28 protein-coding genes are annotated in these 19651 nt (G+C 30.4%); all 28 read right to left on the bottom strand.

From position 1 onward, the window contains the following. Nucleotides 1–31: 31 nt before the first annotated feature. Nucleotides 32–2065, bottom strand: coding sequence for a type IV secretory system conjugative DNA transfer family protein (locus tag CJF60_RS01635; protein ID WP_095279119.1), 2034 nt, complete (start codon nucleotides 2063–2065; stop codon nucleotides 32–34). A gap of 1 nt (nucleotide 2066) precedes the next feature. Next, complete coding sequence (locus tag CJF60_RS01640) at nucleotides 2067–2540, bottom strand: hypothetical protein (protein WP_084232858.1); 474 nt, start codon at nucleotides 2538–2540, stop codon at nucleotides 2067–2069. Between the two features lie 25 nt (nucleotides 2541–2565). After that, nucleotides 2566–3039, bottom strand: coding sequence for a hypothetical protein (locus tag CJF60_RS01645; RefSeq protein WP_084232857.1), 474 nt, complete (start codon nucleotides 3037–3039; stop codon nucleotides 2566–2568). Nucleotides 3040–3051: 12 nt separating this feature from the next. Next, entirely contained in the window at nucleotides 3052–4725 is a 1674-nt protein-coding gene (locus tag CJF60_RS01650) for a zincin-like metallopeptidase domain-containing protein (RefSeq protein WP_180737976.1), read from the bottom strand. Next, nucleotides 4718–4867 (bottom strand): hypothetical protein, encoded by a 150-nt coding sequence (locus tag CJF60_RS05220; protein WP_159444226.1) that lies wholly within the window; start codon nucleotides 4865–4867, stop codon nucleotides 4718–4720. The genes CJF60_RS01650 and CJF60_RS05220 overlap by 8 nt, the downstream gene beginning before the upstream one ends. Then, the gene (locus CJF60_RS01655; RefSeq protein WP_084232851.1) at nucleotides 4857–5885 is read right to left on the bottom strand and encodes a hypothetical protein; all 1029 of its coding nucleotides are present in this window, start codon (nucleotides 5883–5885) and stop codon (nucleotides 4857–4859) included. Before CJF60_RS01655 ends, CJF60_RS05220 begins: the two co-directional genes overlap by 11 nt. 3 nt (nucleotides 5886–5888) lie before the next feature. Then, on the bottom strand, nucleotides 5889–6026 hold the full coding sequence (locus CJF60_RS05225; RefSeq protein WP_159444225.1) for a hypothetical protein: 138 nt from the start codon (nucleotides 6024–6026) through the stop codon (nucleotides 5889–5891). After that, nucleotides 6013–7197, bottom strand: coding sequence for a hypothetical protein (locus tag CJF60_RS01660; RefSeq protein WP_095279121.1), 1185 nt, complete (start codon nucleotides 7195–7197; stop codon nucleotides 6013–6015). The genes CJF60_RS05225 and CJF60_RS01660 overlap by 14 nt, the downstream gene beginning before the upstream one ends. Before the next feature lie 189 nt (nucleotides 7198–7386). Beyond that, a complete protein-coding gene (locus CJF60_RS01665) occupies nucleotides 7387–8664 on the bottom strand; it encodes a hypothetical protein (RefSeq protein ID WP_084232865.1) in 1278 nt (425 codons plus the stop codon). Between the two features lie 103 nt (nucleotides 8665–8767). After that, the gene (locus CJF60_RS01670) at nucleotides 8768–9925 is read right to left on the bottom strand and encodes a hypothetical protein (RefSeq protein WP_084232379.1); all 1158 of its coding nucleotides are present in this window, start codon (nucleotides 9923–9925) and stop codon (nucleotides 8768–8770) included. Between the two features lie 74 nt (nucleotides 9926–9999). After that, on the bottom strand, nucleotides 10000–10578 hold the full coding sequence (locus CJF60_RS01675; RefSeq protein WP_084232380.1) for a hypothetical protein: 579 nt from the start codon (nucleotides 10576–10578) through the stop codon (nucleotides 10000–10002). A 101-nt stretch (nucleotides 10579–10679) separates the two neighbouring features. Continuing rightward, nucleotides 10680–11042, bottom strand: coding sequence for a 50S ribosomal protein L17 (gene rplQ / locus CJF60_RS01680; protein ID WP_084232381.1), 363 nt, complete (start codon nucleotides 11040–11042; stop codon nucleotides 10680–10682). Then, a complete protein-coding gene (locus CJF60_RS01685; RefSeq protein ID WP_084232382.1) occupies nucleotides 11042–12040 on the bottom strand; it encodes a DNA-directed RNA polymerase subunit alpha in 999 nt (332 codons plus the stop codon). Before CJF60_RS01685 ends, rplQ begins: the two co-directional genes overlap by 1 nt. 6 nt (nucleotides 12041–12046) lie before the next feature. Then, entirely contained in the window at nucleotides 12047–12454 is a 408-nt protein-coding gene (gene rpsK / locus CJF60_RS01690; protein ID WP_084232383.1) for a 30S ribosomal protein S11, read from the bottom strand. Nucleotides 12455–12457: 3 nt separating this feature from the next. Beyond that, complete coding sequence (gene rpsM, locus CJF60_RS01695) at nucleotides 12458–12862, bottom strand: 30S ribosomal protein S13 (protein WP_084232384.1); 405 nt, start codon at nucleotides 12860–12862, stop codon at nucleotides 12458–12460. Nucleotides 12863–12865: 3 nt separating this feature from the next. Further along, nucleotides 12866–12979, bottom strand: a complete 114-nt coding sequence (gene rpmJ, locus CJF60_RS01700) for a 50S ribosomal protein L36 (protein ID WP_084232385.1) — start codon at nucleotides 12977–12979, stop codon at nucleotides 12866–12868. Next, nucleotides 12969–13211 carry a translation initiation factor IF-1 gene (gene infA, locus CJF60_RS01705; protein WP_084232386.1) on the bottom strand — a complete coding sequence of 81 codons (243 nt, stop codon included), beginning with the start codon at nucleotides 13209–13211 and terminating at the stop codon, nucleotides 12969–12971. The genes rpmJ and infA overlap by 11 nt, the downstream gene beginning before the upstream one ends. Next, complete coding sequence (map, locus tag CJF60_RS01710; RefSeq protein ID WP_084232460.1) at nucleotides 13211–13966, bottom strand: type I methionyl aminopeptidase; 756 nt, start codon at nucleotides 13964–13966, stop codon at nucleotides 13211–13213. The genes infA and map overlap by 1 nt, the downstream gene beginning before the upstream one ends. Nucleotides 13967–13982: 16 nt before the next feature. Next, the gene (locus CJF60_RS01715; protein ID WP_084232387.1) at nucleotides 13983–14630 is read right to left on the bottom strand and encodes an adenylate kinase family protein; all 648 of its coding nucleotides are present in this window, start codon (nucleotides 14628–14630) and stop codon (nucleotides 13983–13985) included. Further along, nucleotides 14624–16039 carry a preprotein translocase subunit SecY gene (gene secY / locus CJF60_RS01720; RefSeq protein WP_084232388.1) on the bottom strand — a complete coding sequence of 472 codons (1416 nt, stop codon included), beginning with the start codon at nucleotides 16037–16039 and terminating at the stop codon, nucleotides 14624–14626. The genes CJF60_RS01715 and secY overlap by 7 nt, the downstream gene beginning before the upstream one ends. Then, entirely contained in the window at nucleotides 16039–16473 is a 435-nt protein-coding gene (rplO, locus tag CJF60_RS01725) for a 50S ribosomal protein L15 (RefSeq protein ID WP_084232389.1), read from the bottom strand. Before rplO ends, secY begins: the two co-directional genes overlap by 1 nt. 10 nt (nucleotides 16474–16483) lie before the next feature. Then, entirely contained in the window at nucleotides 16484–17251 is a 768-nt protein-coding gene (gene rpsE, locus CJF60_RS01730) for a 30S ribosomal protein S5 (RefSeq protein ID WP_084232390.1), read from the bottom strand. Continuing rightward, nucleotides 17251–17607: a 50S ribosomal protein L18 gene (gene rplR / locus CJF60_RS01735; protein WP_084232391.1), complete on the bottom strand. Its 357-nt coding sequence runs from the start codon at nucleotides 17605–17607 to the stop codon at nucleotides 17251–17253. The genes rpsE and rplR overlap by 1 nt, the downstream gene beginning before the upstream one ends. A gap of 13 nt (nucleotides 17608–17620) precedes the next feature. Next, entirely contained in the window at nucleotides 17621–18160 is a 540-nt protein-coding gene (gene rplF / locus CJF60_RS01740) for a 50S ribosomal protein L6 (protein ID WP_084232392.1), read from the bottom strand. Between the two features lie 6 nt (nucleotides 18161–18166). Next, nucleotides 18167–18565 (bottom strand): 30S ribosomal protein S8, encoded by a 399-nt coding sequence (rpsH, locus tag CJF60_RS01745; protein WP_084232393.1) that lies wholly within the window; start codon nucleotides 18563–18565, stop codon nucleotides 18167–18169. Nucleotides 18566–18568: 3 nt separating this feature from the next. Then, nucleotides 18569–18754, bottom strand: a complete 186-nt coding sequence (locus CJF60_RS01750; protein ID WP_084232394.1) for a type Z 30S ribosomal protein S14 — start codon at nucleotides 18752–18754, stop codon at nucleotides 18569–18571. Continuing rightward, on the bottom strand, nucleotides 18754–19302 hold the full coding sequence (gene rplE / locus CJF60_RS01755) for a 50S ribosomal protein L5 (protein WP_084232395.1): 549 nt from the start codon (nucleotides 19300–19302) through the stop codon (nucleotides 18754–18756). The genes CJF60_RS01750 and rplE overlap by 1 nt, the downstream gene beginning before the upstream one ends. Nucleotides 19303–19305: 3 nt before the next feature. Continuing rightward, nucleotides 19306–19647 (bottom strand): 50S ribosomal protein L24, encoded by a 342-nt coding sequence (gene rplX, locus CJF60_RS01760; protein WP_084232396.1) that lies wholly within the window; start codon nucleotides 19645–19647, stop codon nucleotides 19306–19308. Between the last annotated feature and the right edge of the window lie 4 nt (nucleotides 19648–19651).

Genomic DNA, 19651 nt, shown 5'->3' on the forward strand with positions numbered 1-19651 from the left:
TGAATTTAATTCATAATGTTTTTTAAATTTGCTAAACATCAATATCAGTATCAGCATACTTGCTTTGAAATTTTAATTTAGCTACTTGATCTTGATCATCATCAGAAACTTCATCATCTTCATAACTATTTAAAATAGTTTTACTTTGATAATTATTTTCCGAGACAATGTCAAAATCAGTCTTTGTTTTTTGTGCTTGTTTGATCTCTTCATCTTGTTCGATTAAAGATTTATAAGCATAATCAGTTTCACTATTTTGCATATCGGAGATATTTCAATTATTAATCAATTTACTTGTATATAAGTTGCTATGAGTTGCAAAATAACGCTTGTCTTTATTAATGACATAAAACATATTTGCTTTTAATAAAAACGGTTTTAAGCCCATTTTGAAGAAGATCAACTCATCACTATTTTTAGATTTTAATTCGGCAACATCCATTACTTTTTCTTTGCTTTCACTTTCAGAAACTGACTTATTGTTTTTTGAAGTTGAAACAGATTTTTTCTTAACTATTTTTTCACCTAACATCCTTGAAACTTCCTGTAAGGTGTTTTCGTTATTAGTATTTAAAAATGCAGTTAAGCCTAATTGCGATTTAATAATTTTATCTTCATGACTACCAGTGTCATATTTTTTCAGTTGTTCATAATCTTGTAAAACTAGCGAGAATAAAACATTACGACTTCTAGCAATTGATAATTTATTTGCTAGTTGCGGGATATTAGGTAGGTTACCAAATTCATCAATATAAAATTGTAACCTACGTTTTAATTCTCCAGTTTCTTGTTTATTTGCTTCTTCAATTGCTTGTGAATAAATTTGATCAATAAACATTGAAATTAGAAAATGACCACTAGTTTTATGATCAGGAAACTTAACAAAAATAGCAAAAGGTTTATCAGATTTAATAGCTTCCACGATATCAAAATCATTTGAGCTTGTGATTTCTCTTACGTGTGAATTAGATCTAAATATTTTTAAAATGTCACGAGCATTTGCTAGATAACCACCGAAAGTTACATCAGGAGTTCTTGCTTGTGCAACGATAAAATCATATAGTTCATACCAGTGCGAATTTTTTTCGGCTAAATCAATAATGACATCATTTCACTTACCTTTTTTAAATGTTTCAGCATTTAAAAAGTAAAGGATTTTTTCAAAATTGAAATTTTCTAAAAAACTTTTTTCTTCTAAACTGAATAGCAAAATAAATTTTGCAATGTTAAAAATTAAGTCTTTAGCTTGTTGCACTCAAATTGATTTTTCATCTTTTGCATTTCAAGGTAATGAATCAACCGCTTCTAAAATACTATTTCATGCAGCATAATAATCAGGTGCATCAGTTCCATTAAAAATATGTTTTTGAGCCATATATAAGGGATTTCAGGCGATCGAATAACGAGCATCATTTAAGTCTAAAACTTTAATATCGTAGCCGTTATTAATTAGGCGATTACCTTGTAAACTAAGTAATTCACCTTTAGGGTCAGTGATGATCATATTAGGTTTATTTTCATCAACTAAAGCACAATTATAGTAAATGCTATTTAAAATCATGTACTGACTTTTACCACTATTAGTTGTTCCTAGAATTGCTAAATGAGTGCTATCATTATTGACATAATAATGACTTACATCATTTGCTTTAGTTTTAAAATATTTTAAAACTCATCCAGGTTTTTTGTTATCTGCAAATTTAGATTTGAATTTTGCTAAATTAAGTGAACCTTCATTTTCATTATAAAATCAAGGACTAATATTTTTGTTCTTATTAGTTTTAGTTAACCATCATTCTTTTAATCATCACCAGTTGATAAAAGGTCATAAGATTAAAAAGGTTAATAAAATTAAGCCGATTACGATGTATCACTTTTCACTTAAAATTGTAGCAATGCTGTTGATGTAATTATTTGAATTACCCCAACTATCAACTTGAGAAAAGCCATTAATGAAGATAAAAATAAGTGTCGAAAATAAGAAAATACCGAGAATTAAAACTAGACTAAAAATTAAAAGATTGAATAGCGAAATCCATAAATATTTAATTTTGATTTTACTCATCTTATTTTGTATTTGCTAGTTCATCATCATTTGTTAAAGCACTAGATTGTGCATTAGCAATTTTTTGATGTCTATTTTTTGCAGCTGCAAGTTGATCTAAAAGTTCAGGTTTTTTATCGTGATAAGGTTTTAGAAAAACAATTGTATGATCATCAATATTTTTTTCTAGTGATTTATGAATATCATAAAGCAATTTAATTTTGTCTTTTTCAAGTAAAACATTTGTTTCATCATTTTGATCATAAACTAAATTATCCAAATGATCTTTTTTGATTTCATAGCTAACATATCTATCAATAGAATAGTTTTGCTTTTGCGTTTTTATAGAATAATTACCATGTGATTCATATTTGAATAACTCGTTGAAAAAGTAACTATCCTTGTCTTCGCTAATGATGATGATTTCATCTGTTTGCTGATATTCTTTATATTTGAAATGATCTTTAATTTTCAAAGGCGTTAATAAAGGTAGCATTTAAACCTACTTTCTTTTGTATTTTTTAATTATTGTTTGCTAATTCATCTTGATATGAATTAGCATTACTTTGTAATGATGCTAATTTTTCATGTCTTGCTTTTGCAGCTGCAACTTGATCACTGGATTTCAGGTTGTAATTAGCATTAGGTTTTAAATATAAAATTTTATGATTATCAAAATTTTTTTCTCATGAATCATAAACATCCCGAATTAAGCGAACTTGACTTGTTACATCCAACTTATTTTGTTCATCATTTTCATTAATCACTAAATGATTAATGTATTGTTTTTCAACTGCATAAGAAGTAAATTTGTCGATGTAATAAGTTTGCTTTTCAGTTTTGATTGCATAGTTTCCTAATGATCTATCTTTGTATAATTCATAGAAAAAATAACTGTCTTCATCTTCGCTAATGACGATAATATGACCATTATAATGCTGTTTTTTATACCTAAAAATGTCTTTCATTTTTAAAGGTGTTAATGAAGGTAACATTTATAAAGCCTACTAATTTGTATTTGCTAGTGCTTCACTATTTAAATTAGTTTTAGCACTAGTTTGTGCTTGTGTACGTTTTTTAGCACGAGCTTTTGCAGCTTCAATTTTTTTAATTGCTAATTCTTTAATTGATTCATGTTCGCTAATAAGTTCAAATTTATAAGTAACTTCTTCAGTTTCATTATCAGAATTTGAAGCAATAGGTTTAGCCATTAAAATTTGTTCTTGTTCAGTTTTTTTGCGTTTTGATTTTGCGGCTTTTAATGCTTCTTCATAAGCTTTTAAAGCTTCTGCTTCATCAAAATAGATATGAACCATTTTATTGTCTGTTTTTGAAATTGCAGTTTCACTAATTACTTTTCCTTCATGATTTACATGAGTTGCAATTGTAGTAAATTGCTCTTCTTTTTTCAAATGATAAGGTTTATCAGACTTTGCTTCTGCGTCCGACATGAAAGCAATATTGCTTTCATCTTTACCTTTAACGTATTTATGATAAGTTTCTAATTTAGGTTGATCATCATTTGCAGCTTCTTCGATTCTTACATCTTCTTCTTTTTTCGATAAACCAGTGAAATTAATCGAATGAGATTTGATTAATTGTTGCAACTTTGAATCTGCTTTATCAATAGCTTCTTGTTCTTTAGTTTCATTAATTTTAGATGTTTCAATTGTTTCTGAAATAGTTTTAATAATCGTAGTTTCAGAATCTAGATTAACTTTTTCAGATTCTATTTTTACATCAGAAATTGTTTCAGATTTAGCTTGTTCATCTTTTTCAATTAGATTAGAAGTAAAGTCATTATTAAAACTGAAATCCAATTTCTCTTTTACATAACTAGCAACTTTATTTGCTTTTTTAGCAACTTCTCAAATATAGTTTTTATCTGCTTTTAAGGCTTTTAATCAACTATCCAAATATGAAGCACTATTTTTAATTCCAAAATCTCCTAGATTTAAACCTAGATCAAAAGCAATCATTGTAGCAGATAATTCTGCTATTAATTCTTCTTTTGCTCTTTCTTCGATAGTGTTATATTTGCGAGTATCATCATTTAATCTTTTACTATGTTGAGTTGCGTGTGCAACTTCATGTAAAAGTGTTAGTGCAAATTCATTTTCTTTAAATGCTTCCATCGGGTTAATGAAAATAGTGTCTTTTAAGGGTTGATAATTAGGAAGATCAGAATGCGTTCACATCACTATTTTGAGATCCATTTTCTCTTCAACTAATTTGATTAAGGTATTGTTTTGTTCAACTGTCATTTGAGGAATTTCGATTTTTGCTAGTCCATCGATTTGTTCAGCATTAAAAACTTTGAAGTTAACCATCACTTTTTTCTTGTTGAACTCTGCATTTTGTTCATCAGTTAAATTAACAATTTTAATGCTCGAATATTTATCAACAACTTCAACTAGAGTTTCTAAATTAGTTGATTTAGAACCTTTTTTAATATGTAAACCTTTTGAAACTGCTTGATTAAAAGTCATCCATCTAGGATCTTTAAAACCTTGTTGTAATCTTGCAGCTTGTAGCCTTAAAATATTGTTTCCGTTATAACGGTTTCCAGTTAAACCGTTATAGTTATTAAAATTAGCAACTCAAGGGTTAATCCCTGCTTCCATTGCTTTAATTAGTGTTTCGGTGATTTCGTTGCGTTGATCTTCGATTTTTTTATTCATCATCAACCTCTAAAATTTCACCGTTACAATTTTTAGAATAAAATTCTAATTGCTCAGATGTCATTTGAATTTGCTCATTTGATTCAATTAAGTTTTGTAATGCTTCGCATGACAAATTCAAATTTTGATTTTTATTGCTCATTTTGTAATCCCCTTTCGTTTTGTAATTCAGTTACACTAGCTTGTGCAACTGCACGTTTTTTAAGTCTGATTTGTGAAGTTTGTGCACTCATATTTTGATCTTTTGTTTCAGCTTTTACAGTTCTTACATCAGGTGATTGTGCAATTGCAACAATTGCTCTTTCAATTGATTTTTCACGAGTATCAGCTAGCACAATATTTTTCATAGCATAATCAATTTGACTTTTTTGATACCCTAGAACTTTTAAGGAACTAATAACCTGTGATGCAATTGAATTAGCAGATTTTTCATTAACCTTTGCTTCTTCAATAATTTCTTTTGCTAAAGTTGCATTTTTAGTTTTTGAAGGTTTAGCAATTGCTTTAAAAGTCGTAACTTCTTCCATCGGTTCTTCTGCAAAAGTAGTTTCTGCTTTTTTAGCTAGCTCTTCCTGCATGTTATGAAATTTAGTTTTTTTCTTTTCAGAAATTGCTTCTTTGATTTTTCCAAAAAATGATTTGCTTTTTTCTTCAGTTTTCGGTTGCTCTTCAAAAGCAGAATCTAATGCTTCGCTTAAAGCATCGGTTTCTGCATCAGCATGAGTGAAATCATTTTTAGCGCCTGCTTTAGTAATTTCCACATGTTTTTGCATAATGTTTGATTGCAAAACATTATCCAAATTAGTTTCGATTTCTTTAATTAGTTGCTTTTGTTGATTTTGATCAATTTGCTTGATTTTTAAAGATTTATTAACGGTGATATCTCTTTCAAAATAACTACCTTTGAAATTTGATTCTAGTTGCACTGTTACAAAATTGTTGTGCAAAAACTTTTTCGATACTTCATAAGTAACTGCACTATTTGTGTAAAAGTTTTTAATGTCAGTTTTGATTTCAAAATTGACATTTGAATAAGGTGAAGCTTCATCATAGATTTCTAAGAAAAAGTATTTTTCTTTATCTTCAGCAAAAATCATGATGTTTGCTCACTCTTGATGTTGTTTGTATTTAGTTTTTAAAATTGTAAATTTTTCAAGCATAAATTACTCTTTGATTTCTTTAACTTGTTTGTTAAGAAGATTTTTTAAATAAGCTGCATCTTTTTTAGATTCAACTTTTTTCACTTCAGGAATTGTGTCAAAAATTGATTTAGCTTGAGTTTGATTTTTATCTTTCTTCATAAGAATTTCCTTTCATCATTGCATGATATGTTTGCAATGCTTTAATTTTTTTATCTCAACTATATTTGTCCATATAGGTGTTTAAATTTTTTAATGAATCTAGAAGTGAAGACTTTTTAAGCTTGTCGTTGAACTTCTGATCATTAATGCTTTTTTGCAATTTTTTAGATTCAAAAAACGAGTGCATGATATCTGAATACATTTTGTTGCCGATAAATTGTCTAAGTTCTTTGACTTCTTTAGCTGCAACTTTTTTACCTAGTTGACTTGTTTTAAGTTCTTGAATTGCATCTTTTCATTTGTCATAGTTTGCTTTTAAATTTGCATCGCTTGAATATTTTGTTTCAAAATAATCAATCAGCCTTGTTTGCAATTTATTACCAATTGCAGCAAAAGTTTTTTTGCCGCTTTTATATGCAGCTAATAAGTCATTGACTAATAACACTTCACTATAACCATGAGAGAATTTTTTTAATAATTGTTTAAATGCACTTTTGCTATCTCATAAACTTTCACGTTTAAGTCGTAGCTCTTGTAAAGCATTTTTGTTTTTGATATATTCAGTTGTGAATTTTTTAAAATCGTTAATACTGCTTTTTTTGAAAGCACCTTTACCACGATAATTTACTTTTTCATGATCTGCTAAATAGTTAGCTTGCTTTTCAAAAAAGTAAATATGACTATGAGGGTTTTTCGTATTAGCATGTACAACAAAATAAAAATGCAGATCATCAATTTTGAAGTTGTTAGCTTTTAAGTAAGGCGGAATGTAAGTATTTATCAGTTTTGCAAAATCACTTTGCTTTCCAAATTTATACTTGTTAGCCATTTCATTTGATAATGAAATGACTCCTTCTCAGATGAATTGTTTGTCATTAAGCAATTTGACATTGCTAATTGCTTCATCAGGTTGTATTTCTTTGCTTGTTGTTATTCCAAAGTCGTTAGTTACTAATTTGAATAAACCAGAATTAGTTTTTTTACCTTTTGATATTTGTGAAACAAAATCAAGATCAGAATTTTGCTCATCAACATTAGCTTCATAATTAACCAGTGCTTCATCACGAATTAGATAAAGTATTTTTTTACCTGCTTTATGAAATAAAAATTTATCTTTATCTTTGTGATGAACATAACTTTTTTTGAATAGAACAAATTCTTCTGATTTCAAATAAACCAACTCCTTCTTTTTTTTTTTTTTTTAAACAAATACATTAATAATACAAACAACACAACACACACACAACAACAATAATAACCAATTGATATACCATATATTGTTTTCATACGATTTGAATGTTTAATTAATCCCTTACTAATCAGGGTTAATTTTTTTGCTTTAAAAGTGCATTTTTCCTAATTATTTAATACTTAAATAACCACCCCCTTTCCGAAGCATAGGGTGCAGTTTTTGATTCATTAAATCTGTAAAACGATTTATAACCTGTTTTAGTTTCGAAGGATCGTTTTGTCTAACTACGACACTATCATAAATTGAGACTAGATTAAATTCGCTAGCAACTTGATTAATAATCTCGGCTTCAGCATTTTGCATTTTGATTGCAAACCTGCTTGCACCATAGATCTTTTTACTCCTTGATAAGAACCTGTAAAATTTTGACCATCTAGATTTAATAAGTCGCATAACAGCATTTCAACTATGCATGCGATGTGCATATAAACCATTAGCTATAAATAAGTATTTGACTTGTGCACGAGTAAGATTTTGAAAGCTTTCAAAATCTTCTGCTTTTCCAGCACTTAATAAGTTCTCGTAAAAATCACCTTCATTAAGCATTTGACTTAATTCCTTGATTTCCTTTTGAGCTTCGTGATCATCATCAGATACTTCATTAATAAATTCATTGATCACGAAAGTCACTTGTGAACTTTTAAGATCAACTTCTAAAAGTTGAGAACCATTAAAGCTAATTGCTTTACGAAATGATTTAGGCATTGAGCAAAATAAGTTGAAAATTCTTTGTGATTCACTCTTTGCTTTTTTGATTGTAATTTTGTCTTGATTATCTAGTTTTTGCAGTTCTTGCAAAATTCATGCATGCAGGTTGTAGTTAGTTGCAGTCTCTGATTTTGCTTTAGCTACTTCAATAAAATTATCGATCGATTTAAATTTTCCATGTTTAAATTTTTTGTTAATTTCTGTTAGTAAAATTTTTCAATCAACAATGATTTTTCCGACTGTTACAAAGTTAGTTAAAAATTCTTCAACGGGTGCTCTAAAATGTATTTTCTTCATCTTGAAGTTTTTCACTCTTCAAAAGTCAATATCAACTGTTTCGGGTTCATATCAAATTTGATCAAATGTGTAAAACTTTGAGTGATGTTGAACTTTGTAGGTTTTGCTTCTTGTTAGAAGTTTTAAACTGATTAAAGCATCCATGATTGATAGGTACTCGCTACCTAATAGTTTGAAAAATTTTTTGCTATGTATTGCATGTACATTCCCTTTGCTAATTTGTTTACCTTTGACAAATGATTCATATAATCATGCAGCAAGGTATAACATTCTGATTTTTGCTTGATAGTTGTAAGGAGAATTTTTTATTTTCTCATTTACTGTTTTTTGCAGTGTTTTTGATGTATAATGATTGTGCAATTCTTTTACAGCCTGTTCCATACCTCTCATCGCAAGGTGAGAGGTTTTTTTTAACTCGACTGCATTCACTTTCTAAAGCATCAACAACGGAACTAAAAAAAGGTAGTTCACCCGCAGGTGCACACTACCATTTAAAACCTGAAATATTAACCAGAATTTCTTTTGTGTAATCTTTTGATTCATAAGTAGTTGTTAGGTTGAATTTTAAGGTCACAACTTTATTATCTGTAGTTGAAAGTGTTGCACTTACTAGTGAACCTATGATGGCATTTGAAAGATTAGTATTTAAATTTTTAATAGAGGTTGTTTCTAAATATGATTCTAGTATTTGCTTTGAAAATTGTTTTTCTAAAGCAGTTTTAAAGGCTTCTCTAGTAAGTTGAGAATCATTGACAACATAATCATGCTGATTTAAATTTTCTTCTATTTTAGTTAAAACATTGATTGCTTGATTTTTTAAAAATTCTTCTTCAGTGATCAAATTAGATATTTTAAAATTAATTTCTTGACTGTGAGAAGCACCTTGTAAATCAATTATTAATGATACATCAAGTAGGCTTGAATTTTGCTTATTGACAGTCATTGAATTAATTAAGGAAATTTTTGCATCACCTATATTATCTAAAAATCTCTGTTTATCTTGAGTATCTAAAAATTCAGAAAAAACAACTTTATTAATGATTAATACGCTATTTACTTCCTTTATAAATTCAACAGTAGCAATACGATTTTTAGCACTAAATTCTAAATTAGTAAACCTTTGACTAATTTCTGAAAGTTGTTTATTTTTAATTGTTTCATTGCTTGTATAAGGAGTTAAATTATCTAAAGTCAAACTTGCAGATGTTGTTGCTGATTCACCTAGGTATTGACCTTTAAGTGAAAAAGTAAATTTAATAGAACTATTGTCTTCTTTTAAAATTTCCACCTGATTAGCAGATTCTATTCCGTTGAATGTAACATTTTTAAAAGCTGGTTCTAGTTTTGTTTTTGATTCTTCATCAAAAAGCGCTAAAAACATTCTTGTGCTTGCTGGTAAAGTTAAAAGCTGATTTCTTAAGCGAAGAGCATCAACATTATTTGCGAGTTTTAAATCACTAACTGAATTAACAACTGTTGTTGCAAGTTCTAAACTTTGATTAACAGTTTCTAATCTTGCTTTTCTAACTTCTTCACTATCAGACCTACCATTGTTATTACATGAAATAGCAACTGCCAAAATTGAAGTAGTCGCTATTGTTGCAATGAAGGGTAAAATTACTTTTGATTTTCTAATTTTCATTATGGTCATTATATTTCAAATTAGTCTCTAAATTGATTAAAAAATTAAAATAAATGAGTTAAAAGATTAACAAATTACTTGTCTTGGTTTTTCTTTTTGATTCAGAATTTATCGTTTAGACTTTCTTTTTCTTTTTTTAATTTTTTTTCAAATTCTAATGATGCAAGATTATTTGCTTGTTCAAGTTCAGCTTCTCGCTGTTTTAGTCTTGCTTCAGACATTGTTTTGTACTGGTTATATTCTTGTTGTAATTTAAACAAATTCTTTTCATGTTCTCTTTTAAAATTACCAATTCCACGTTCAATACCAGTGTTAATTATTTGCTCTTTTTCAAGTTCAAAAGCTTTCAATAAAACTTCTAAATTTGGATGATTATGAGAGCAGTTTTCATAACTATTATTACTTGTCAAATTAGTATCAAAAAGCCCTAATTTAGGGGTTTTTAGTAAATTTATGATGTCATTAATAGTCTGTTTTTTAGCATCAGAATTGATAGTGTTATTGTGCTTAAAATCAAGAAAATTTCCAAGCATTTTTTTGACCATTTTAGCATCTAAAACAAGATAATCATTCTCTTTAACTTGCTCTTTAAAAACTAATTTAAAGTCTTCTTCATTAGTAATAAAAGTTGTATTTTTAATTTCTTTTGACATTATTCACCTATTTCGTAATTAAATTATATTATTATATATTTTAATAGATAAAAAAATAACTCGAATAATTTCCGAGTTACTTAGTTAATAGGCATTGATAATTAAACTAATTCAATTACTGCCATTTTGGTGTTGTCACCTAAACGGGGAGCAATTTTAATAATTCTTGTATAACCACCATTACGGTCTTTATATTTTGGTCCTAGAGTATCAAATAAGTACTTTAGAACTGGAACATTATCTTTAGTGTAAACATCTCTTAAGATACTAGCAGCACGACGGCGTGATGCTAAAGTATTATCTTTTGAGAAAGTAATTAAACGATCAACTCATTTTCTTAACTCTTTAGCACGGGTTAAATTTGTTTCAATTTTTCCATATACTAAAACGTCAGTTGCTAGTGAACGCATCATTGATGTTCTTCACTTAGTATTACGGCGAAACAGTTGTGTTGGATTAGCCATTATTTATCTCCTTTACTTAAACTTATATTGTATTCTTTTAATAGTGCAAGAATTTCATCAACTGATTTTTTACCAAGGTTTTTAACTGATGCTAAATCATCTTCAGTTAAAGTGGCAATGTCACTCAACTTAGAATAACCATGGCGTTGCAATGCATTAAGTGAACGAACTGATAAATTCAAGTCCTTAATATCTTTATTAGCACTGTTATTAGGTCCAACTGTAGAATTTGATTTTTCTTCAAAAATATTAATTTTATCTAGGTTATCAATATTTCCAATTACTTGGAAATGTGAAATTAAAATTTCACAAGCAGTTGACATAATTTCTTTACCTGAAACTGTACCATTAGTTTCTAGTTCAATTTCAAGTTGCTCTTCAATATGCACTGATGAAGTGTTGATTTCACTTGTGTTGATTTTTACTCTTTTAACAGGTGAAAAATTACTATCAACAGCAATTGTTTTACCTTTTTTAATGTTTGAAACAAGTTTATCTTCATGTTCTTCGATAAACATTTTGTTTGTTTCAAAATCAACAAAACCTCTACCTGACATAATGAAAATTTCCATTTGGAATGAAGTATCTGTACTTAAAGTTGCAATTACTTGTTCACTGTTAAAAACTTTAATTGGTAAATCAAAAGTAATGTCAGATGCTTTAACAACTCGACCGCTAACGTTGATGTTTCCACGGTAAAATTTACCATCTTCAATTACAGTTGGATCATAAATAAAATTAACGGCACGAACATTTAAAATAATGCTTTGCACATCTTCAACAACACCTTTAATAGTTGCCATTTCATGTTCTAAACCTTTAATTTTAATTGCAAAAGGAGCAGCACTTGTAATAGTAGATAACATAGTTCTTCTAATTGCAGTTCCAATTGTAGAAGCAAAACCTCTTTCTAAAGGTTTAATAACAAAAACTGTGTTTGTGTCACTTACCTTGCGTGCTTTGTCTTCTGAATAATAAATTTGTGGCATTGCTCTCATAATTTATTACCTTGCCTTTTCACGTTTTAAAACTCTTTTTGGAGGTCTTGTTCCATTGTGAGCTTGTGGGGTTAAATCATAAATGTTTTTAACACTAATTCCACTAACTTCGATTTGCTTACGAGCAGCATCACGTCCTTGACCGATACCTTTGACTTTAACATCAACTTCGCTAATTCCGTGTTCTTTAGCTTTTTCAGCAGCTGCTTGTGCAGCTAAACCTGCTGCATAAGCTGTTTTTTTCTTGGTACCTTTATAACCAATTGCTCCTGATGATGATCAAGAAATTACATTCCCTTTTTCATCTGTGAAAGTAACAATAGTATTTTGGTGTGAACTGTGAATATGTGCAATACCCACAGCAATGTTTTTGCGTTTTGCTCTTTTAGGAGCATCATGTTTACGTGCAGCCATTTTCTATTTACCTTTCTTTCCAGCAACGGTTTTTCTTGGTCCTTTACGAGTACGAGCATTTTTTTGAGTGACTTGTCCTCTTACAGGTAAACCACGACGGTGACGGATTCCACGATATGATTTAATTTCCATTAAACGTTTAATGTTTAATTGAGTTTCACGGCGTAAATCACCTTCGGTTTTATATTCTTTTGCAACCTCACGAATTGCTTGTAATTGCTCTTCGCTTAGGCTTTTAACTCTTGCATCTTCAGTAAAAGCAAGTTTTTCCATTTTGTGGGCTTTTAAATAAGCGTTTGCTTTTTTAATGATTTCAGATGCTAAACTAGGTCCGATTCCATAGATGTAAGTAAGTGAAACAACTACTCTTTTATCATTAGGAATCTCAATATTTAAAATACGTGCCATAGATTATCCTTGTCTTTGTTTATGTTTGGGAATTATACAAATAACTCTGATAATCCCTTTACGTTTAATAATTTTACAGTCTTTACACATTCTTTTAACTGACGGTCTAACTTTCATTTTGACTCTTTTCTTCTTTGTGGCGATATGTTATACGCCCTTTTGTTAAATCTACAGGGTTGATTTCAATATCAACAATATCTCCTGGTAAAATGCGAATTCTGTAGTTACGCATTTTACCTGAGATATACCCTTGAATTAGCATGTTGTTATCTAAAATACGTACAGTACAAATATCTGAGTTATGCACTTTTTCAACACGTGCTTTAAACTTCATTGCTTTTTCAGACATTAAATCCCCTTCGTTAAAATTATTGGTTTATAATCTTTAATTAAAATTGTATGCTCATAATGAGAAGCTTTTAAGCCACTTTTTGCTACCACTGTTCAGCCATCTTTTTTAGTAAAAGTTTGCTTTGAACCTTGTAAGATCATCGGTTCAATACAAATGACCATGTTGTTAGCAATTTTTAAATTGCGATCAGGATTATGTAAATCATCAAAGTTAGCAACGTTAGGTCTTTCATGTAATTGTTTACCAATTCCATGGCCTGAATAATTTTCAGGAGTAAAACAGTTATTTGCTCTAATAACCTGATGAATTGCACGACCAATATCGGCAAATGTAGCATCTTTTTTGATCGCTTGTAAGCCCGCTTCAAAAGCATCTTTAGCGACTTTAATTAAAAATTCGTTTTCAGAATTATGTGCTTGACCAACGCCTTTAGTAAAAGCTGAATCTACATGATAATTCTGATAAAGCAATCCCATATCTATTGAGATTAAATCACCTTCTTTAAGAATGCGATCATCGGGAATGCCATGGATCAATTCCTCATTTAAACTTGCGCAAATGCTGGCTGGAAAGCCAAAATAATTTAGAAAATTAGGTGTTGCGCCTCGTTTTTTTATTTCAATAAAAGCAATTGTATCCAAATCTTTTATCGAAACACCTGGTCTTACGGCATCGTAAACAATTTGTTTGACATCTGCCAGGAGTTGAGCAGCTTCACTCAAGATTTTGATTTCTTGAGTTGTTTTAATCATAGATGATTTTTTCTTATTAGCCAAAATCTTCTACTTTCTCTAACTCTTTTAAAACAGCTTCAGGAGTTCCTTCAGCATTAATTATTTTAGCAATTTTTAGAGAAATCAACTGAGATTTTAAAAGTGCTGTTTGCTCGTGATACACTTCTAAACGTTTGCTGACAGCTTTAGGTTCATCATCAGCTCGTTGAATTAATTTTTGATTATCATTTTCACAAAAGTCCCCATTTTGGCTCTTTTTGGTATCAATATGATAGGTTGCTTTACATGTTAAACAAAAGCGACGACCACTTAATCTTTTTAAAATTATCGCATCATCTGCTTCTAAAATTCACGCACTAAAGTCTGCATAATCATATAATGAAAATAAATAATCTAGTTGGTGTTTTGTTCGTGGATAGCCATCTAAAATGAAACCACGGTTTTGACTTTCAAGTTCTGCTAATTTATTTTTAACGATCTCGTTGGTGATTTCATCACTAACATAAAGACCGTTATCAACAATTTCTTTTAACTTAATTCCTAAAGGAGTTTTTTTAGCAATTTCTTCACGGAAAATATTTCCTGTCGAAACGTGTTCTAAATTATATTTGCTAGCAGCTTGCGAAGCTAGTGTCCCTTTACCAATACCTGGAGGACCAAAGATAATAAATTTCTTTATCATAATAGACCACTTTCTTTGTTTTTAGAATTTTGTGAATTCTTACTTAATTTTTTAGATTTTGCTAAGTTAGTTGTTTTTCTTCTTGCAGAAATTTGATCTCAAGTTTCTAGTGAAACTGAAACTAAAATGATCATTCCAGTTCCTCCAAAAGCAACTTGTTGAGGCACGCCTGCGATAATCATAACGTGCTGCATTCCCACTATTACAACTAAATAAAAAGCTGAAAATAACGATAAACGAAGCACAACATCGATTAGATAATCTTCAGTTTCTTCTCCTGGTTTAAGCCCTGGAATAAAGGTACCGTTTTTTTGAAAATCTTCGCTAATGCGATCGATTTTTGATTGTTGCAGACCCATAAAGATACTGAAAATAAAAGTTAAAACTAATAAAACTGATAGGCCAATTGCACTTGTAAAAGTGAAATTGGTTTCAATTCAATTACGCACCACGCTAGTATTAGGATCTAGTAAACCAGCAATTAATTGTGGTATTGATAGCACAATATTAGCGAAGATGACGGGCATAATTCCTGCAGGATTAACCTTAATTGGCAGCGCTCCCATTTCTTCAAGGTTGCGGCTAAGCCCTGCACCTGTTGATTGAATTGGGATCTTACGCTCGCCGAGTTGCACAATTGTCATAATGAATAAAAGAATTAAATATCCTAGTAAATAAATTATGAAGTTTAATGCGCCTGTGAAATAAGTTGCGCCATTTGTTCCTACTAGAGTGTTAAAAGCGTTTTGAAACTGAGTTGGTAAAGAAGCAGCAATTCCTGTAAAAATTAATAAACTGGTTCCGTTACCCACACCTTTTTCAGTAATTTGCTCACCAATAAAAACAGCTACCATTGCACCTGCTATTAAAATAAAAGGTAGAATGAAATAAATATTTAAAATTGTTCCTTGACCTTCAATAAAAGTAATAATACCGTTATTTCTAGATAAAGTTTGGGTTAACACAATCGCTTGAGGGTAAGCCACAAGCAGCGTTAAAACTCTAGTGATGATGTTGATTTTTCGCCTTCCAACTGGACCTGAGCGTGAAAGCCTATGGATCGGTGGAAAAAGCCTTGATTGTAAAATAGTCATAATTAAACTGGCTGTAATGAAAGGGTTAATCCCTAGAGCCATTAATGAAAATTGTCTTAAACCACCACCACCAACTAAGTTTAAGATACTAAAAAAGGGAATTGAATCAATATTATTAGCATTATTTAAGCGCACAAATGGAGCTGTAATAGTTCCTGCGATCACAAAAATAATTAATAGTGTAACTGTGTAAATAACTTTTTTAGTAATTACTTTATCGCTTCAAAAAGCAATCAAAGCGTGACGCAGGTTGAAAGTTTTATTGGCTAAAAATAACGAAAAGGATTCGAAAATTCTTCGTAATCCTTTCACAATTAAATAACCTCGACGCTTCCGCCTGCTTTTTTCACAGCTTCTTTAGCTGCTTCTGATGCAGCATTTACTTTAATAGTAAATGATTTTTCTAGACTACCTTTATTTAATAATTTAACAGGTAGTGTACGATTTGCTAAACGCTCTTTTACTAATAATTCAATGTCAATCACTGTCTTATTTTCAAAGCGCTCATTTAAAACACCTAAGTTGACTACTTGGTATTCAACGTGGTTTACATTATTAAATCCACGTTTTGGTAATCTTCTGAATCATGGGTTTTGTCCCCCTTCAAATCCTGCTTTTGTGCCTGATCTTTTAGCTTGACCTGATTGCCCTTTTCCAGCTTGTTTACCTTTACCAGCAGCATGACCACGACCTACGCGATGTTTTTCTTTACGTGAGCCAGGGTTTGCTTTTAATTCACTTAATTTCATCTCGTGCTCCTTAGGCTACTTTTGATTTTAGTGCTTCCACACTAACATCTCTTAATTCAGCAATTTGCTCTACTGTACGCATTTTTTCTAATGCTTTAATAGTTGCTTTGGCTGTGTTCATTTTGGTTCTTGAACCATAACTTTTTGAATAAATATCGCTATATCCTGCTAGTTCAGTCACTGTACGAACAGTTCCTGAAGCAATAATACCTTTTCCCTTAGGAGCTGGTTTTAATAAAACACGTGATGATAAATATTTACCAGTAACATCGTGAGCGATAGTATGTTTATCAATAATTGGAACAGTAATTAAATGAGTTTGCGCATTACGTACTGCTTTTTTAATCGCATCAGGTACTTCGTTAGCTTTTCCATGTCCAAAACCAACTTTTCCTTTACGATTTCCAATTACTACATAGGCTGAAAAACTAAAACGTCTTCCCCCTTTAACAACAGTTGTTACACGAGCAATATCTAAAACACGTTCTTCAAATTCTGAAACTAATTTGTCTTCACGGTTTTTATTATTACGGTTATTAGGGCGTTTTGAATTGCGGTTACGTAGTTTTGATTCTTCAAATTCTACTGTATCTGAAGTAGCTGCTTGACCTGGAATTTTCTTAGGTGAGCGACCTTGTTGCTTGACAGCAACACTTTTTGCTGATAAATCACGTGTTCCACGAATTAGTGGTTGAGCACGTTTTTTAGGAGCGTTATTTTGCTCTTTTTTAACAGTTACGCCTGATGGAACTGTTGTTTCTTTATTATTTTCAGCCATTAGAAACTAATCCCTTCTGCTCTTAGCTGTTCTGCAAAAGCTTTAACACGTCCATGATATAAATAACCTGAACGGTCAAAAACAACTTTGTCAATGTTTGCTTTTTTCATTAATGGAGCAATGTTTTTAGCAAGTTCAGTTGCTGCACTAATGTTGCCATGGTAAGTTGTGTCACCTTTTTTAGCAGTTGATAATGAAACTAAAGTTAAACCTTTAGTATCATCAATAATTTGCACTGAAAAATTACGGTGAGAACGGAAAACACTAACACGAGGACGTTCTGCTGTCCCTTTGATGTGACTTCTAATTTTTAAATGTTTTTTCAAACGTTGTTCGTTACGAGATAAATTTGCCATATCTTAACTACTTCTATTTAGAAGCTTTTTTCCCTTCTTTTCTTCTAACTACTTCATCTGAGTAGCGAATTCCTTTACCTGAATAAACATTAGCAGTTCTAATTGCTCTTAATTCAGCAGCGAATTGTCCAACAACTTGTTTGTCAATTCCTTTGACAATAACTGTTGTAGGTTTTGGTAGTTCTACTTTTAATGAAGTAGGAACTTCTAAATTAACTAAATGTGAATAACCTGCAGCAACTTCTAAAATATTACCTTTTAGAATTGCACGGTAACCAACACCTTCGATTAAAATAGTTTTTTCATAACCAGCAGAAACACCTTTAACCATATTAGCAATTAAGGCATTAGTTGTACCGTGTAATTGCTTTGTATGTTTTTCTTCGTTTGCTCTGATGGTTGTGACTTGATTTTCTTCTTTTTTAATTGTGATTAATGGAGAAAATTCACGGCTTAAAGTACCAAGTGGTCCTTTAACTGTTAAAGCTGAATTTACTAAATTAAATTCAACGTTAGCAGGGATTGTGATAATACGCTTTCCGACTCTTGACATATTTTTTTATCAGATGTAAGCGATTACTTCGCCACCGATATTCTCCTTTCTTGCTTGTTTATCAGTTAATAAACCTTTTGAAGTAGAAATAATTGCTAATCCAAAACCGTTTAATACGTTAGGTACTTCATTTGCTGATACATAAACTCTTAGTGAAGGTTTACTTACACGTTTAAGATCAAAAATTGCTGATGTTGAACCTTTGTATTTTAATTCTACAACTAAAGTTTTTTCTACGCCGTTACCTTCGATAGTATAACCAACGATAAAACCTTCTTTAGCCATGATTTCTAAAATGCGCTCTTTAATATTTGAATAAGGAAAAGCCACATTTTTATGTTTACGTTTAACAGCATTTTTAATGCGAGTTAACATATCTGCTATTGGGTCAATGATGAATGCCATTTTTTATCAACTCGCTTTCTTCACGCCAGGAATTTTACCTTCGTGAGCTAAATTACGGAAACAAATACGGCAGATTTTAAATTTTCTTAAAACTGCGTGTGGACGACCACATAATTCACAACGAGTGTATTTTCTTGTTGAGAATTTTGCATGGCGTTTAGTTTTTTCTTTTAACGCTGTACGTGCCATTAATTTGCTCCTTTAGCAAATGGTAAACCAATTGCTTTTAATAATTCTAATGATTCTTCACTTGTCTTAGCGCTTGTCACGATAATGACATCTAAACCACGAATTTTTTTAATTTTATCAAATTCAATTTCTGGGAAAATTAAGTGTTCACTAATTCCTAATGAATAGTTTCCTGAATTATCAAAGGCTTTAGTGTTTAACCCGCGAAAATCACGAATCCTTGGAATTGCTACAGTTACTAATTTATCTAGAAAATCTCACATTTGATCACGACGTAGTGTAACTTTACCACCCATTCTCATTCCTTCACGTAATTTAAATGAAGCTAGTGATTTTTTAGCAACTGTATATGCAGGTCTTTGATTAGCAATTAAAGCTAGTTCATCAATAACTGCATCAACACTTTTAGTGTCATTAACATCACGTCCTGCAGTCATATTTAAAACAACTTTTTCAATTCTAGGGATTTGCATTACAGATTTATAATTGAATTTTTTCAAAAGAGCAGCTTTGACATCTTTTTCATAACGTGTTTTTAATAAACTCATAGATTAAACTGCCTTTCCTGATTTTTTAGCAATACGTGTACGTATTACTTTTTTACCATCATTACGTACATCAATACGCAATTTAGTAGTTTGGTTATTTGCGTTTTTACCTTTATTTAAAGCAAGCGCTAAATTTGATAAGTGAATTGGTGCTTCAAAAGTATCAATTCCACCTTTTTGGTCTTGTTGGGTAGGTTTTTTATGTTTTGTTACAACATTAACACCTTTAACAGTTGCTTTGTTGGTTTTAGGGAATAAATTTAAAATTTGTCCTCTTTGACCTTTGTATGCACCAGCAATAACAATGACATCGTCGTTTTTTCTTAATTTAGTTTTAACGTTCATTATT

The sequence above is a fragment of the Mycoplasmopsis agassizii genome, from assembly GCF_002272945.1.
In the GTDB taxonomy this organism is placed as follows: Bacteria; Bacillota_I; Bacilli_A; order Mycoplasmatales; family Metamycoplasmataceae; genus Mycoplasmopsis_B; species Mycoplasmopsis_B agassizii.